The organism is Flavobacterium sp. K77 (assembly GCF_021608205.1).
GTDB classification, from domain to species: Bacteria; Bacteroidota; Bacteroidia; order Flavobacteriales; family Flavobacteriaceae; genus Flavobacterium; species Flavobacterium turcicum.
Genome location: NZ_JAKIHO010000003.1, coordinates 266,174 through 283,228, shown reverse-complemented (window position 1 = coordinate 283,228; position 17,055 = coordinate 266,174). Strand labels below are relative to the sequence as shown.

The 17,055-nt window shown below is 34.3% G+C and carries 14 protein-coding genes and 2 tRNA genes; 2 read left to right on the top strand and 14 right to left on the bottom strand.

The annotated features are described in order from the left end of the window. Both L1S34_RS08475 and L1S34_RS08470 read left to right on the top strand, forming a co-directional pair. On the top strand, positions 1 to 2,304 hold the full coding sequence (locus tag L1S34_RS08475; protein WP_236363648.1) for an ATP-binding protein: 2,304 nt from the start codon (positions 1 to 3) through the stop codon (positions 2,302 to 2,304). 143 nt (positions 2,305 to 2,447) lie between these two features. Next, complete coding sequence (locus L1S34_RS08470) at positions 2,448 to 3,038, top strand: outer membrane beta-barrel protein (protein ID WP_236363647.1); 591 nt, start codon at positions 2,448 to 2,450, stop codon at positions 3,036 to 3,038. Positions 3,039 to 3,422: 384 nt separating this feature from the next. Here the strand turns inward: L1S34_RS08470 and L1S34_RS08465 are convergent. The 14 genes from L1S34_RS08465 to L1S34_RS08400 form a co-directional block, all read right to left on the bottom strand. Next, positions 3,423 to 3,507, bottom strand: a tRNA-Ser gene (locus L1S34_RS08465). A 289-nt stretch (positions 3,508 to 3,796) separates the two neighbouring features. Next, positions 3,797 to 3,881 (bottom strand) — tRNA-Ser (locus tag L1S34_RS08460). Positions 3,882 to 4,046: 165 nt separating this feature from the next. Then, positions 4,047 to 5,180 carry a 3,4-dihydroxy-2-butanone-4-phosphate synthase gene (gene ribB / locus L1S34_RS08455; RefSeq protein WP_236363646.1) on the bottom strand — a complete coding sequence of 378 codons (1,134 nt, stop codon included), beginning with the start codon at positions 5,178 to 5,180 and terminating at the stop codon, positions 4,047 to 4,049. Between the two features lie 8 nt (positions 5,181 to 5,188). Then, a complete protein-coding gene (locus L1S34_RS08450) occupies positions 5,189 to 6,622 on the bottom strand; it encodes an LptF/LptG family permease (protein WP_166134264.1) in 1,434 nt (477 codons plus the stop codon). Positions 6,623 to 6,630: 8 nt separating this feature from the next. After that, positions 6,631 to 7,320 (bottom strand): LolA family protein, encoded by a 690-nt coding sequence (locus L1S34_RS08445; protein WP_236363645.1) that lies wholly within the window; start codon positions 7,318 to 7,320, stop codon positions 6,631 to 6,633. Positions 7,321 to 7,323: 3 nt separating this feature from the next. Beyond that, complete coding sequence (locus L1S34_RS08440) at positions 7,324 to 9,774, bottom strand: DNA translocase FtsK (protein ID WP_236363644.1); 2,451 nt, start codon at positions 9,772 to 9,774, stop codon at positions 7,324 to 7,326. Between the two features lie 18 nt (positions 9,775 to 9,792). Then, complete coding sequence (locus L1S34_RS08435; RefSeq protein WP_236363643.1) at positions 9,793 to 10,167, bottom strand: diacylglycerol kinase family protein; 375 nt, start codon at positions 10,165 to 10,167, stop codon at positions 9,793 to 9,795. An 11-nt stretch (positions 10,168 to 10,178) separates the two neighbouring features. After that, on the bottom strand, positions 10,179 to 10,676 hold the full coding sequence (tpx, locus tag L1S34_RS08430) for a thiol peroxidase (protein ID WP_166134270.1): 498 nt from the start codon (positions 10,674 to 10,676) through the stop codon (positions 10,179 to 10,181). Positions 10,677 to 10,861: 185 nt separating this feature from the next. Then, positions 10,862 to 11,119 carry a DUF6952 family protein gene (locus L1S34_RS08425; protein ID WP_166134272.1) on the bottom strand — a complete coding sequence of 86 codons (258 nt, stop codon included), beginning with the start codon at positions 11,117 to 11,119 and terminating at the stop codon, positions 10,862 to 10,864. A 94-nt stretch (positions 11,120 to 11,213) separates the two neighbouring features. Beyond that, positions 11,214 to 11,522 carry a thioredoxin family protein gene (locus L1S34_RS08420; RefSeq protein WP_236363642.1) on the bottom strand — a complete coding sequence of 103 codons (309 nt, stop codon included), beginning with the start codon at positions 11,520 to 11,522 and terminating at the stop codon, positions 11,214 to 11,216. 124 nt (positions 11,523 to 11,646) lie between these two features. After that, complete coding sequence (locus L1S34_RS08415; protein ID WP_236363641.1) at positions 11,647 to 12,285, bottom strand: peroxiredoxin; 639 nt, start codon at positions 12,283 to 12,285, stop codon at positions 11,647 to 11,649. A 142-nt stretch (positions 12,286 to 12,427) separates the two neighbouring features. Continuing rightward, entirely contained in the window at positions 12,428 to 14,038 is a 1,611-nt protein-coding gene (locus L1S34_RS08410; RefSeq protein ID WP_236363640.1) for a glycoside hydrolase family 3 protein, read from the bottom strand. A gap of 102 nt (positions 14,039 to 14,140) precedes the next feature. Continuing rightward, the gene (locus L1S34_RS08405; protein WP_236363639.1) at positions 14,141 to 15,433 is read right to left on the bottom strand and encodes an MFS transporter; all 1,293 of its coding nucleotides are present in this window, start codon (positions 15,431 to 15,433) and stop codon (positions 14,141 to 14,143) included. 9 nt (positions 15,434 to 15,442) lie between these two features. Then, positions 15,443 to 16,984: a glycoside hydrolase family 10 protein gene (locus tag L1S34_RS08400; protein WP_236363638.1), complete on the bottom strand. Its 1,542-nt coding sequence runs from the start codon at positions 16,982 to 16,984 to the stop codon at positions 15,443 to 15,445. Positions 16,985 to 17,055: the final 71 nt, after the last annotated feature.

Here is a 17,055-nt window from a genome sequence, read left to right as displayed (position 1 = left end):
ATGAAAATTAAAAGTATTGTAAATGATTCTGTAGCAAACTTGCTTAACTGCGAAAGTGAAGCCATACATATTCCTGGTACCATTCAAACGCATGGTTTTTTGCTTGCCGTTACACAAGGTGATTATACCGTGGCTTTCTGCAGTGAAAACTGTGTTGACTTTTTGAACAAAACACATATTGAATTGCTTGGCAAAAAGCTTGAAACAATTTTTGAAAAGGCTGATATTGAAAATATTCAAGAACAGTTTAAAGAGTTTTCGGATCATTTAGCGCGACCCTTTATTATTAATTATAATGAAAAAACATTCCATGTTACTGCACACAAAAGCGATAAAGTAATTATACTTGAATTTGAACCATTTACGGAAGCTAAAATAGATTTGCCGGATCTCTTAAATCGAATGCAACGATTTACATATCACACCGAAAGGTCAGACAATCTTCAAAGTCTTTGCCAGAATATTGCTGATGAAACCCGAAGTATTACTGGCTATGACAGGGTAATGATTTACCGTTTTGATAAAGAATATAACGGTCAAGTATTTGCTGAAAGTAAAAAAGAAGACCTAAAGCCTTTTTTACATTTGAATTATCCACATACTGATATTCCTTCACAGGCAAGAGAGCTTTATTTGAGTAATTTAGTAAGAATGTTAGTGGATGTAAATTACACGCCTGCTGCTATATTTACAGTTAATGATGAAGCAAATGTAAACCGTAATCTTGATTTAAGCCTTTCCAATTTACGAAGTATGTCGCCCATACACCTGGAATATTTAAAGAATATGGAGGTGGGTGCTACTTTTGTAATTTCTATCATTCATCATAAGAAATTATGGGGTTTAATTTCTTGCCATCATTACAGTCCCAAACATATTCCCTATTACACTAGACTCACGGCACATTTACAGGCCATATTTCTTTCATCGCAAATAGATGTGCGACAAGCAGCAGATGAGTTTGAACTTGCAAAAGAAATCGGGAAAAAAGTTGTTGATTTTCAAAACTTATTAACAAATAACCCAGCTATCATAACGAAAAAAGACACTCTCTCAAAACTTAAAGATTTAATAAATGCAGATGGAGTAATACTGCATTATAATGAAGAAAATTACACCGAGGGTAATTTACCATCCACTCAACAAATTGATGATTTGATTAACTGGCTAAAATCGGAAAAAAGGTCTGAGAATTTCAATACTCATCAATTGCACCAACATTATGCTGGAGCCACAAAAATCGCCAATAGTATTGCCGGTGTGATGTATTTACCGTTAAGTGACACCAACAAAAGTTGTATCGTGTGGACGAGGCGTGAAGTAGAAAAGAGTGTTGATTGGGGAGGCGACCCATCAAAAGCAATTCAGAAGAACGAGGAAAATTTGATGCTTTCACCCAGAAAGTCATTTGAAGTTTGGAAACAAGTCGTAAAACTTACCAGCGAAGAATGGAAAACACCAGAACTTAAAGAAGCTGAAGCAATTACGATAGCCATACAACGCCAACTACATTTAGCAGATTTAAGAATAGAGGAAGAAAGATATTTAAACCTTAATCAAAAATTGCAAAAAGCGAATGATGAATTGGAAAATATGAATTGGATTAGTACCCACGACCTAAAGGAGCCATTGCGGAAAATTCAGTTTTATGGTTCTATTATTCTTGAAAGAGATGGTACAAACTTAACTGATTCTGTTAAAGAAAATATTTTACGAATGCAGAAATCTGCAGGTAAAATGCAAATTTTAATTGATGATTTGCTCACTTATTCCAAAGTAATGAATGAAGAAAAAAAGCTCGATTCTGTGAACTTAAATGAAATTATTGAAGGTATCTTATTAGATTTTAAGGAAAGTATCGAAGAAAAGAATATTACAATAGAGCTTCATAATTTACCAACTATGTTTGGCATACAATTTCAATTGAGGCAATTATTTTTAAACCTAATTAGTAATTCAATAAAATTTACCAGACCAGAGGTAGCGCCAGTAATAAGTATTTCAGCCGAAAAGGTGAACAGTAAAAGATCAAATTTTGTATTGAAAGAATTTTATAAAATTATTGTAAAAGATAATGGGAAAGGTTTTGATGCAGCCTATGAAGAAAAAGTATTTAAAATATTTCAACGCTTACACAGTCAAACTGAATTTATGGGTACTGGTATTGGGTTATCAATCTGCAAAAAAATTGTAGAACTTCATGATGGTTACATTGAGGCCGAAGGGATAGATGGTGTAGGTGCAACTTTTTCTGTTTACTTTCCTGTAGAACATTTAACAATAACGCACAAAAACATCAGCTAACATATGCTGTAAGCGATTTGGGCATTTGCTTTAATAGAAAAATTGGTTTGTATTGAAGTTTTCGCAAATCCAAAAATAGGGCTTAATTTAGACCCAAGCCGCGTGTAGCGCGGGATCAGTGTATGTAATCTAAAAAGAGTACCATGAAACAAAAATTATTATTGACATTACTATTGATTTTTACAATCAAATCATTTTCACAAGATTCAAAATTAAATTTAGAAGCTAATTATCCAATTGCAATTGGTGACAATTTTTTAGAGCAGAATTATAAAGGATTAGTAGACGTAGGAGCCAAATATAAATTTTCTGACAGTAAAACAGTAGATGTAGGAGTTTCTATAAATTTCGGCTTTTTTCAGAACACAAAATCTAATGCTACTTCCTTAAATCAACTTTTTGACGTTAAAATTTTCCCGATACAACCTCGAATTTATACGGAATTCAATATTCCAAATTTAGAAAAATTTCACCCTAATATTGGTTTAGGATATTCAATCGTAATCTATAATGCAGATTGGGTAGAAAATAGAAATGCAGATTTTCCTGCCGACATTAACGATAATGAGGGTGGCTTTAATTTGAATATTGGTCTATCCTATGATTTGAATAGCAGATTATTCATTCAAGCACAATATGACTTTATAAAAATTAGAGTTGAAGATGGAATTCCAAACACAAGCTACAATACAAATGTTAATATTTTGAAATTTGGATTTGGATATCGGATATAAAAAACTAAACATAATAGATAATCAATTTCCATGAATATGTTCTTATTACGGAGCTTAATCAAGTTACAGGGATCTATAGTAAAAATGTTCCTAAAAAGATCAGAATAGAAAGTATTGATAGAAGAAAAGAGTTGTTTCAATAACCATTTTTTATTGACTTCTTAATAATTATTGTTGGTGTAGGAACTCATATTAGGGATTTCAATATTGATTTAAAAGATGTTTTTTAAAATGAAGTTTAATGAGGAGATTTCAGAAACTTAATCAGAGGAGCTAAATAAAGAATATACCGTTAGGTTGTGTCAAAAATATAATATTGTGGGGACAATGTTGGGATATTTTGAAAATAAAAAACCCTAACTAGTAGTTAGGGTTTTAATTGAGCGGAGAAAGAGGGATTCGAACCCCCGGACCTGTTACAGTCAACAGTTTTCAAGACTGCCGCATTCGACCGCTCTGCCATTTCTCCAATACGTCGCTATCGTTTTCTGATTGCGAGTGCAAATATAATAAGTTTTTTCGAATGTGCAATATTCTTTTATAATTTTATAAAAAAATGATTCAATAACAGTGTAGAGTAAGAGTTATTTCTAAATAAAAAAACACCACAAATTTTCTGTTTTTTAAGTTAAATCAAAAAAGAGTTAGACTTGCTACCGAGAATGATAGAGGAGGAGTTGTTTAAAGAAAACATTTAAAAAGTGAATTTTTAAATATTATAAATGAAAAAGCCCGAAACTTAAGTTTCGGGCTTTTCGCGGAGAAAGAGGGATTCGAACCCCCGGACCTGTTACAGTCAACAGTTTTCAAGACTGCCGCATTCGACCGCTCTGCCATTTCTCCAATAAATCGCTTTCATTTGCTGATTGCGTTTGCAAATGTAGGGCTCTTTTTGGTTTATACAAGCGCTTTTTCGGAAAAAAATCGACTCTTTTTTGGTTGATCTTTTAACCGTTTCATTATGTTGGTTTTACGATCAAAAAAAATAAATTATTTTTAAATATTTTTTTAGTAACTAACATATTCCGTTATTTCAAGGCCGTAACCAATCATTCCAACACGTTTTTCTTGAACAGAATTGGTTACTAATCTAATTTTTGAGATATCAATATCGTGCAAAATTTGTGCTCCAATACCAAAATCTTTACTATCAATCACAATTTTTGGTGCTTTCATTTCACCTTTGGACTGTAAAATTTTCAAATCAGCCAAACGACTCAATAAATTAACCGATTGCATATCTTGATTTACAAAAATAACGGCTCCTTTTCCGTCCTCGTTAATTTTGCGGAACATATCGTCAAGTTGTTTATCTGCATTATTAGTTAGGGTACCTAATAAGTCATTATTCACTTGCGATGAGTTAATCCGCGTTAAAATTGGTTCACCCAAGTTCCATGTACCTCTGGTTAATGCGATATGAATTTGCTTATTGGTTGTTTGCTCGTAAGCGCGCAATCTAAATGTACCAAAGCGAGTTTCTAAATTAAAATCCTCTTTCTTTACAATTAGACTATCATGTTGCATTCGATAAGCAACGAGGGCTTCAATTGAAACTAATTTTAAATCGAATTTCTTAGCTACAGCAACTAACTGCGGTAGGCGAGCCATGGTACCATCTTCGTTCATGATTTCTACAATCACACCGGCCGATTTAAAACCTGCCAATCTAGCAAAATCAATAGCGGCTTCAGTATGTCCGGTTCTACGTAAAACACCACCTTGCTTGGCAATTAAAGGAAAAATATGTCCAGGACGCGCTAAATCGTGGGGTTTTGTCTCTGTATCAACTAGCGCTTGAATTGTTTTTGCTCGGTCAGCGGCAGAGATTCCTGTAGTTACTCCATTTCCTCTTAAATCAACAGATACTGTAAAAGCTGTTTCCATAGGATCAGTATTGTTGCTAACCATTACATGTAATCCAAGTTCTTTACATCTACTTTCTGTCAATGGAGCACAAATAAGTCCTCGGCCATGTGTAGCCATGAAGTTAATCATTTCTGGAGTTACTTTTTCGGCAGCAGCCAAAAAATCACCTTCATTTTCACGATCTTCATCGTCAACTACAATGATTACTTTTCCTTGACGGATATCTTCTATTGCTTCTTCAATTGTATTTAATTGTATTGTGTCTAGATCCATTTTGACATTTAGTTTTGTGATGGTAGTATTTTTTTAATAAATTTTTGGAAAGGAACGAGTAAACTGTCCATGTTAATTAATCCTATGTCGTTCGTTGCGCGGTAAGTTAATAATACAGCTAGAGGTGTCAGTATAAAAGAAGACAGCCAAGAACCTAGAAACGGCGTCATTCCGTTTTCTTGTGCCAATCGTTTTCCGAAAGTATTGATAAAATGAAAAGTAATAAAAATCAAAACAGCAAAAACAATTGGTAATCCCAAACCGCCTTTACGAATGATAGCACCTAAGGGAGCGCCAATAAAGAACATCAAGAAACAAGCAAATACAATAACAAACTTATCATACAAAGCTATTAAGTGTTTGTTGATATTTTTCTGTTTGTTAAATAATTCTGTTTTAGAGGAATCAATAGAGTAGGCAGTACTTTTTAAATTGCTAACGGCTATATTTAAAATATCTTTTTGTTGTTTATCTGTATACAAAGTCAAAACATCATCAGGTAATTTCTTTTTCACAGAACTTTTAATAATCTTATTTTTTGTCGGATAATTTACTCTGTTGTTGCTGCTTTTCGCAAAAGAAACGATATCAGTTTTTAAATTCTTGTTCAAAGAATCTAAAGTATAATTCAATTCGTTGGCAGTTAGCATTGTGTTGGTATTAGCTACCGACTCGTCATTGATATCAGATTTATAAAATTCAGATAAATCAATATTTATAATTTGCTTTTTAAATGCGCTTTTTATAAAAGGCATTTTGCTACGGTCCTCGTATTTTTTAGGAACAATATCTTCATAATAATGGCCGTCATTTAAAACTAGCTGCAAAATACTTGATTCTTCGCTACTAATTAATTCACCATCTTTGGCTTTGATAACTGTTTTGCTACCATCACCAGTTTTTGATTTTTTATGAATTGTAATTCCAGAAAGAATATTTCCTTCTTTACCGCTTTTTTTATCGACTTTAATGTTGTAAAAACCTACATCACTGAATTGTCCTTCGGCGATAGCAAGTGCCGGTTTTACTTGAGCAATATTTTTTCGAAAGTTTATAAACTTGTATTCAGCGTAAGGAATCACATTATTTGCAAAGAAAAAGGCAACAATACTTAGCAACGTAATAAAAACCGTTAAACTTCGCATGGCTCTTTGTAATGAAATCCCAGAGGATTTCATAGCGGCAAACTCGTAGTTTTCGGCAAGATTACCGAAAGTCATGATTGATGCCAGTAATATCGATAAGGGTAATACCAATGGTACGATTCTAGGCATAGAAAAAGCCAGGAACTTTACGACCATAAATATGTCTAAATCTTTCCCGGCTAACTCTGATATGAATAACCAAACGGTTTGTAAAATGAAGATAAAAAATAAGATTACAAATACTGTTGTAAATGTAGTCAGAAATGTTTTTAATAAGTATTTGTCAAGAATTTTCACCTAATGTTTTAATCTAATTTGTTGATGTAGTAATTGGGATATTTACTTCCCACAAAGGTAAATTGATTTTTTGACAAAGGTTGGTTGGTTTTAAAAGAATTAACGGTTAAAGTTGTTTTTGTTCCTTTTTTGCCAACTTCTATTAAATTGTAAATGTGTTTGGTTTGTACATCAATTCCTAAAAGGATTTCTTTTCGTTGATCTTTAGCATTTGTAGGAACTAATTTGATGTATTGAATTTTTCTACCTTTTACATTTTGAATAATGTCCATCGTATACTTATACCCTGAATTAAAAAAAGTCAACATTTTAGATGGAGTTATTGCATTATCGTCTTTTTCATTGATACTCGAAATAGTGATTTCTTCATCTTCAGGAACAATTGTATACGTTTTTTTTCCGTCAAAAATTTTAGTAACTCCCATAAAATTCAATACGTATTGATTGCCTTTCATGGTCACATTGCCTTTACTATCTTGGTTGATGTTTTCTTTGGCATTGTTTAATGAATATTTAAAATCAATTCCAATATTATTGTAACTTTTAACTTTGGCCGTCACTTGGTCAAGCAAATCTTTTGCTTTTTTATCTTGAGCTTGCGTTGAAAAACTAAACAATACGCAGGCCAAAGCAAGTGTACATTTTTTTGCTAATTTTTGAAAGTTGTTGCTTTTTGAGTCTTGAATGATAAGTTCCATGTTTTAATTGTTTTGTTCATTGTTGAAAAATTGATCAAGAGCATGCATATCCATGATGTTTACACTTCGCGCTTTACTTCCTTCAAAAGGACCTACTATACCAGCAGCTTCTAATTGATCAATTAATCGTCCTGCTCGGTTGTAGCCTAGTTTAAGTTTTCTTTGCAATAGTGATGCCGAACCTTGTTGTGCATTGACAATAATTTCGGCGGCTTCTCTGAATAAGCTGTCTCTTTCAGAAATATCTACATCAAGATTAATGCCATTTTCCTCTCCAACAAACTCTGGTAATAAATAAGCTGTTGCATATGCTTTTTGTGCACCAATGAATTCTGTAATTTTTTCGACTTCGGGCGTGTCTATGAAAGCACATTGTACACGTACGACATCGTTGCCATTAGTGTAAAGTAAATCACCTCGACCAATTAATTGATCAGCACCTTGTGTATCTAAAATAGTTCTAGAGTCAATTTTAGATGTTACTCTAAAAGCAATTCGAGCCGGGAAATTGGCCTTAATTAAACCGGTAATTACATTCACAGACGGACGTTGAGTAGCAATTATCAAGTGAATACCAATAGCTCTGGCCAATTGCGCCAATCTTGCTATAGGTACTTCGACTTCTTTTCCTGCGGTCATAATTAAATCGGCAAACTCATCAACTACCAATACAATGTAGGGTAAAAATCGATGGCCATTTTCAGGATTTAGTTTCCTAGCCTTAAATTTATCGTTATATTCCTTAATGTTACGAACCATTGCATCTTTCAATAAGGAGTAACGATTATCCATCTCTACGCAAAGAGAGTTCAAAGTATTCACTACTTTCGCATTGTCGGTGATAATAGCATCATCCATATCAGGCAACTTAGCCAAGTAATGTCTTTCTATTTTATTAAAAAGTGTTAGTTCGACTTTTTTAGGATCGACCAAGACAAATTTCACTTCTGCGGGATGCTTTTTGTACAAAAGTGATGTTAAAACTGCATTCAATCCAACCGATTTACCTTGACCAGTAGCACCTGCCATCAAAAGGTGTGGCATTTTTGCTAAGTCAACTACAAATGTTTCGTTTGAAATGGTTTTTCCTAATGCAATTGGCAACTCCATTTCGGCTTCTTGAAATTTAGCGCTTCCAATTACACTTTTCATAGAAACCATCGTTGGGTTTTTATTTGGAACCTCAATACCAATAGTTCCTTTTCCAGGAATTGGAGCAATGATACGAATTCCTAATGCTGAAAGTGAAAGGGCAATATCATCCTCTAAACTCTTAATTTTGGAGATTCGAATTCCAGCTTCTGGCACAATTTCGTATAAAGTTACCGATGGACCAACGGTAGCTTTTATTTGTGCAATTTCGATTTTGTAATTGCGTAAAGTATCTACAATACGATTTTTATTTTCTTCTAATTCTTCTTGATTAATGGTAATTCCGCCGCTTGAATATTCTTTTAAGATATCAATAGTTGGGAATTTATAGTTAGATAAATCCAAAGTAGGATCAAATAAACCAAAATCAGCTACCAATCTTGATGCTAGATTTTCTTCGATGATATCTTCCTCCGGCGCCGTTTCAATAACAAATGATTCTACTATTTCTGGTTCGACTTTAATACTAGGAGCAGGAGTAAGCTCCATAGCGATGGGCTTGTTGGCTGGTTTTACGGCTAAGTCAGATGATGCGCTTATAGTTGGCTTGAGTGCTTCCTTGTTGATTTCAAATTGGGTGCCATTAGTTTTTAAATGTATGGTATCAATTTCTTCCTCTTCTGGAGTTGCATATTCTTCTAGGTTATAACCGGCGCTGTTTTCTTTATCTTTTACTCCAATTGAAGGAGTTGCTTCTTCTTTTGCGGAAGCGGTAAATAAAGATTGAATTTTTTCAGGTGAAATTTTAACTTTGAATATTACATAAATTATTATACCGAAAATTAAAGTCAATAAAGTCCCCGTTTTTCCTAAATAATCTTGCAAAAACAAGTTAAGTTCATAACCAATTGTTCCGCCTAATTCAGGTACAGAAGTGGCAAAAAATCCTAACAAGACGCATAGAATAACCATAATGAATAGATCCCAGAACCAAATGTTTTTTAGTTTGCGACCAGGTATACCAAGTACCATGTAAAGTCCCGTTAAGAAAAACAGTCTAACAAACAGAAATGCTGCAATCCCAAATCCCTGAAAAACCAATAAATCTGCCAGAAATGCTCCAAATTTACCTAACCAGTTTTCTACCGTTTCAGAACGATCTGTTAGCGCTTGAACAGCACTTTGATCTTGTTGCCCATGAAGGTAAAAGGAAATAAAAGCGACTAGCAATGCAACCGAAAAAAGCACTAACAATGCTCCCAAAACAATTTTTTGTTGTTTAGAGATTACTATACTTTTTGGTGAATCTGCTTTGTCTGCGTTTTTTTTGTTTGGGGGAGTCGTTTTGGTTGTTTTTGCCATTCGAGATTGTAAAATTGCCTAAAAAATAAAAGGGATGTAAATAACAAGACCAATAACAATTGCAGTTAGAGCGGCAAAAAATACCGCTCCTGCTGCAATGTCTTTTATGAATCCTATTTTTTCGTGAAAATTAGGGTGAATGAAATCGGCTATTTTTTCAACTGCGGTATTAAGTCCTTCTGTGCATAACACTAAGCCTAACGCCAATGTTTGAATAAGCCATTCGGTTTTTGAAATTCCAAAATAAAATCCAGCTGCTGTAACCGCCACTCCAAGACCGCATTGTACCATGATGCTATGCTCTGTTTTGATAAGTGTAACTGCGCCTTTAAATGCAAATTGTACACTTTTTAAACGTCCAGATAAAAATTTATTGTCTTTTTGAAATTCCATAGTGTTTGTGATTACAATACTGCTAAAGCAGCTTCGTAATTTGGTTCGTCAGCAATTTCAGCTACTTGCTCAGTGTGTGTAATCACACCATTAGCATCAGTAACAATGATTACGCGAGAGTGTAAACCTGCTAAAGGTCCGTCAGTGATTTCTAAACCATTATTCTTACCAAATTCTCCTGAAGCAAAATCAGATAAATTTACCACATTTTCAAGTCCTTCAGCTCCACAAAAACGTTTTTGAGCAAATGGTAAATCGCGAGAAACACAAAGAACTACTGTGTTATCAAGACTTGCAGCACTTTCGTTAAATTTTCTAACAGAGGCAGCACAAGTTCCTGTATCAATACTTGGAAAAATATTCAAAACTAATTTTTTACCTGCAAACGAAGTTAAATCGGCTACAGATAAATCAGTTGCAACTAGTTTAAAATCAGATAATTTTGAGCCAACTGTTGGTAGTTCGCCTGAAGTGTTTATTGGATTTCCTCCTAATGTAATAGATGCCATAATTTTTGTTTTTTTGTGAGGTTCAAAAGTATGAAAATTATTTAAGATTTAAGTCTACGCTTTGGGTTTTAAGTTTTGATTTTAGCGTTTATTTAAAATTAATTTTACGTCACAGTGTGTTCCATTTTCACAAAAAAAAAAACGCACTCCGAATTGGAATGCGCTTTGTATGATGTAAAACTTTTTTATTTATCGATTGATCCAAGCACTCGTTTCATAAATTGGTTCAAAGCTTCTTTTTTATCAACACCAGACTTAACTAATTTGTTGACTTCAATCGCACCGTACATGTTTGAGATTAACTCGCCAATAACATCTAATTCTTCATCTTTTAACGAAGGGATTTCAGTCATAGCTTCTAATACATCAATAGTTTCAATGATGTAGTCCTCATCATTTTCCTCGATAAATTGTGTTAAATGTTTGATTACGGGTAATTTCATTTTCTTTTTTAATTTTAGTGTCTAAGTTTTCAGTTAAATTAAAGTTTAGAATTATATCGCCTAAGCTTACAATTTTTAACCTTTAACTAAAAAATTAAACAATTTCGTTTACCAACTCAACTAGTACTTCTTGCTTGTTGGTTTGTGTTTCGTTTACCAATTTTCCATTTACAAAAGTAGCAAAAGTAGGCAAGTTACTTACGTTAGCTAATTTGCGAGATTCTGGGAAATTTTCAGCGTCTACTAAAGCAAAAGTCATGGCTTCGTTTTCAGTAGCCAACTTTTTGAATTTTGGTTTCATGATTCGGCAATTGCCACACCAAGAAGCTGAAAATTGTACAACAACTTTTTCTTCTTTAGCGATTAAATCTTGTAAACTATCAGAAGTTAATTCAATTAACATGGGATGTTTTTTTTAGGTTTGAAAGGGACAAAGGTTCAAAGGAATAAAGTTTTTAGAACTTCATGATTATTTGCGGCAAAAAAGCTGTCGCTCAGGCCCTCTGAACCTTTGTATCTTTATTTTATTAGTTTAAACTTAAGTATTCAGCAGTACTTACGCGGTCAGCGCTCATTGCTTCTTTACCAGCTTCCCAGTTTGCAGGACAAACTTCACCTTTTTCTTGAATGTGTGTGTAAGCATCAACCATACGCAAGTACTCGTTTACGTTACGACCTAATGGCATATCGTTAACACTTTCGTGGAAAATTTTACCCGTTTCATCAATTAAATAGGTAGCTCTAAAAGTTACGTTAGATCCTTCGATGATAACAGAATCTGTTTCTTCACTGTACTCAGTTGAGTCGATGTCAAGAATTCCTAAAATGTTAGATAAGTTACGGTTTGTATCAGCAAGAATTGGGTAAGTTACACCTTCAATTCCACCATTGTTTTTTGGAGTGTTCAACCAAGCAAAGTGTACTTCGTTTGTGTCGCAAGATGCTCCAATGATCATTGTATTTCTTTTTTCAAATTCTGGTAAAGCAGCTTGAAAAGCGTGTAATTCAGTTGGGCAGACAAAAGTAAAATCTTTTGGGTACCAAAATAAAAGTACTTTTTTGTTGTTGTTTACTGCTTCTTCGAAAATGTTGATTTTTAAATTATCACCCATTTCAGAGATAGCATCTACTGCAATACTTGGAAATTTTTTACCTACTAATGACATTTTTATTGACTTTAAAGTTAATTTTTTGATTTTGCAAAAGTAGTTCTTCCTTGTTTAAATAAAAATAGATGTTTCATTACATATTCTTATACTTTAATAAACTTTTCTTATGTTTTATCTCAATTAACTTAAGTCCTCGTTGTTAACTCAAAGGAACGTGAACGGGTAACGTTCCTTTTCCTAAAGTATCTGTCAATAAATGTTGCGCCGCAACTTCTTGAAACTCTATAAAATCTTGGTAAACCATCACCAAGCTATTTGCTTGCGACAGACATGGAATTACTTGCAAGGAGTACGGATTTCCAAACACGTAGACTGTACACTTTTTAGTTTCTAAAAGCTTTTGCAGCATGTGCAACACTTCTTCTTCTAACTCAAAATTATTTAGTGGCTTGGCTTTTGGAACAAACAAGGAAATTAAAACTGTATCAAAGTTTTGTAATTCCTGTTCAAATTGTGATAAGAATAATCTATTGTTAAGTGTATAGGAAAATGTCGGACTTGATAATTCACTTTCTAAACTCGTAAAAAATAAATTGTTTTTTGGCCCGTACAAGCTTATTTTGGCAAATGTGTTCCTCTCATTAGCATCTACTAATTCAGACTTGTTAGTTTTATTTTCTAAAGTTGTGATGCTGTTTTGAGCAATTTTTGTGTTGAGTTTTGATGTTGTTTCCCAGTCAAAACTAGTTTTATTTGCAACATTAAATTCGCTGTTTGTAGTAAATAAACCTGCTTTTTGCTTGTACTTTAAGATGCGATTGTAACTAGCGTCGATTCGTTCTGGAGTCGCGTTGGCTTTAATGAATTGAATTCCCTCAGCAATGTTTTCTGCAAAACACAAAACATCATTTCCCGCCTGAAAAGCTTCCCATTCTAATTGACCTTTTTCACTGTACAATTTTGAAACACTGTGCATATTCAAGGCATCTGAAATAACTAATCCTTCAAAACCCATTTGAGTACGTAACAATCCTTCAATAACTTTTTGAGATAAAGTTGCTGAAGTATTTTCGCCATCATTCAAAGCCGGCACTGCCAAATGGCCAATCATAATAGAATCAACATTGGCGGTAATTCCTGCAGCAAAAGGATGCAATTCGTTATTTGTTAATTCCTCGAGATTTTGTGTTAAAACGGGTAATCCGAGGTGAGAATCGACGTTGGTATTGCCGTGTCCCGGAAAATGTTTCAAACAACCTAAAATGCCTGCATCATTTAAACCTTGTAAATAAGCTAGCGCGAATTGAGCAACTTTTTCTTTGTCTTCACCAAAGGAACGGTAGCCAATTACTGGATTATCGGGATTGTTATTGATATCAGCTAGTGGCGCTAAATTGTAATGAATACCAACTGCTTTTAAATCAGTGCCAATTTGTTTTCCTACTTGATAAACTAAGTCTATTTCGCTTAACGGCAAAGCGCCAAGAGTAATAGCGTAGGGATATTGAGGTGTTTTTTCAACACGCATTGCTAATCCCCATTCGGCATCAATACTAATAAGCAATGGAGTAGAGGCGCATTTTTGATAGCGAACAATAAGCTCTTTCAATCGTTGGCAACTTTCATCATTTAAAATGACTTGTTTTTTAGACTCATAATTAGTGGCAGCACTGGCTCTACTATGAAAAAAAGTGAGTCCACCAATGTGATGCTCCCTAATTAGTTGTTCCAAAGCTTGAATTTCACTTTCGCTGTCGTTAATGAATGCTGCCGGAAAGAAAAACTGTCCAATTTTTTGTTCTAAAGTCATTGTAAAAGTGGAATAGTATTGTTGTAAAAGTAAAATGCGTTGGTTCTAAATACGAATATTGTGCGAACTTGTTGGAGGCTTGCCGTTTTATTTTAAATTACATTATTTCGATTGACGAAGATTCTCAGGAGTACTTTTTTTTCCAAAATCACTAGGATAAATCAAGAATCGTGACAAAATTAAACCCGGAATAGTAGCCACAAAAACCCAAATAAAGAAGTTTCCGTACCCCAAATACTCCTGTATGTAACCACTAACCATGCCTGGTAACATCATTCCAAGAGCCATAAAACCAGTAGCAATGGAGTAGTGAGAGGTTTTTGATTCGCCTTCGGCAACATAAATTAAGTACATCATGAAGGCCGCAAAACCAAAACCGTAGCCAAATTGCTCTGCCACAACCGTTGCGTATACATTCCAAATATCTGTAGGGTGATAATGAGCTAATAAAATGAATCCAATTATAGGTAAGTGCATGGTTAAAATCATGGGCAACATCCATTTTCCTAAACCATCTTTACTAATGACAATTCCGCCTAAAATTCCTCCAATTGTGAGCGCAATTAAACCAAAAGTTCCATAAATAACGCCAACTTCCTGAGTATCCAATCCTAATCCACCTTTTTCCAATGGGTCAATCAAGAATGGACTCAGCATTTTCAGTAATTGCGACTCTCCTAAACGGAACAGTAAAATAAAAGCGAGTATTAAACCTATTTGTTTCTTTTGAAAAAAACTTTTAAAAACGGTTCCAAAGCTTTTATTTGTAATGCTTTCAGCACTTAATGGAGCGGCTGTTGATTCTGTTTTTGGACTCACGAAAAAATTATAAATAGTGATGATAGCCATTAGAATTCCGACTAAAACCATTGTGTAAGACCATGCTTTATTTTTATCTCCAAATTCAATTTCGAGGTAGCCTGCCAGTACGACAATTAATCCGTTTCCGGTAAGCATAGCAAGTCTGTAAAATGTACTTCTAATTCCTAAAAAAAAGGACTGTTGGTCTTTGCTTAGCGCCAACAAATAAAAACCATCACTCGCCACATCATTTGAGGCAGAAGCAAAAGCAGCTACCCAAAAAATCGCCAAGGTCACAAAGAAAAATTGCTGCAGCGGAAGCATAAAACCGACTAAAACAAAAGCAATTGATATTAGTAATTGCATGCTTAAAAACCATTTTCGTTTGGTAGAATATAAGTCAATAAACGGACTCCATAATGGTTTAATAACCCATGGTAAGTACAGCAAACTGGTGTAAACACCGATAGCTTCATTGTCAATCCCTAAGTTTTTATACATGATAACCGACACCGAAATGATGATGGCATACGGTAATCCGGAAGCGAAGTTTAATATGGGTATCCAAAACCAAGGCGTGTTATCTGCTTTCATAGTTAGTTTTTAGTTTGATGTTGCTGCAAATGATACAATAGTTGGCTCACTTTCGTTGCCATACAAATCGATAAAAGTAATTGCGCAGGTTTTGTTTTTGTCAAGTTTGTAACTCGGAATAGCAATTTCAGCCAACTTTGATTGCTCATTGAAGGTCACTTTCGCAATAATTTGACTTGGGTTCTTGATATCTAATTTTGTTTGAAATCGAGAACTGTACACCACTACATAACGCATGGTATCGCCTGCCGGTTGAGCAACTGTAAAACGCGAAGCTATCGGGTCATATTGAATTGTAGTAGCAACTGGTTTGCTCTGGTTTTTTTTCACTGCTTGTGGCACTACGTTGGGCAAAGCAGGATATTTGTATTGATTTTCAAGAAGCAATTTAGCTACAGTTTGATTTTTATTTACAAATCCTTTCGCACTGAAATAGGCATTTCCTTGAACGTTTTTGTAAGTTCTGGTCAAGTCAATTTGGTTTGGAATCTCTTTAGGATTGTTCCATCTTTTATCCGAATCTTCATTAACTTTATAAGTACTGTTTCCGATGTAAATCGCAGTGTTGTTCGAGTTTTCAGACCACCATTTCAACAATTTTGCATATGAAGCTTTTGGATGATCAATACTCCAATACAATTGTGGCAAAATATAATCAATCCATTTATTGTCCATCCAAGCTAATGGATCAGCAAAAAGATCGTCGTAATTGGTTTGCCCCGCCTCAGTATCGGAACCTTTTGGGTCAACCGATTTATTGCGCCAAACACCAAAAGGACTAATTCCGAATTGAACCCAAGGTTTTATCTTTTTGATAGAAAAAGCGACATCTTTTACAAAAGTATTTACGTTTTGTCTTCTCCAATCTTCTAAACTCAAACCAGTACCATACTTTTTGTAAGCAACTGAGTCATTAAATTTTTCGTTGGGCACTTTGTATGGATAAAAATAATCGTCAAAATGAATGGCGTCAATATCGTAGTTGGTCACTACTTCGTTTACTACATTCAATAAATGAGCTTGTACTTCAGGCAAAGCAGGGTTGTAATAAATTTTTCCGCCATAGCGAATCATCCATTCCGGATGTTTAAAATAATCGTGTTCAGGACTTAAAATACTAGTGTTATAATCCATTGTAGCGCGGTACGGATTGAGCCATGCGTGAAATTCAAAACCTCGATTGTGTGCCTCAGTAATCATCCAAGCCATGACATCGTAGTAAGGCTGTGGCGCTTTCCCTTCTTTACCCGTTAAGAAACGAGACCATGGCGCCAATTTAGTTGGGTAAAAAGCATCGCCAACACTACGTATTTGAACAATTACGGCATTGTAATTCAGTTTTTTGTAAGTTTCTAAAATTTCAAGATAATCGGCTTTTTGCTTGGCAACGTTATCAGTGCCGGCTTTTGGCCAATCTATATTTACAACTGTTGCAATCCATACGGCTCTGAATTCGTTTTTAGGATGTTGAGTAGCTGTTTGTGCGCTCATTTGATGAAAAGTCAGTAAAAAGATAGACATCAATAAAGCGCAGCGCTTGAAATTTTTCATTCGGTTGTAATTTTTAAAGTGTTCAAAAATAGTTTTTTTAGTGATAATAGCTAGCACAATTGCCCCTAAAA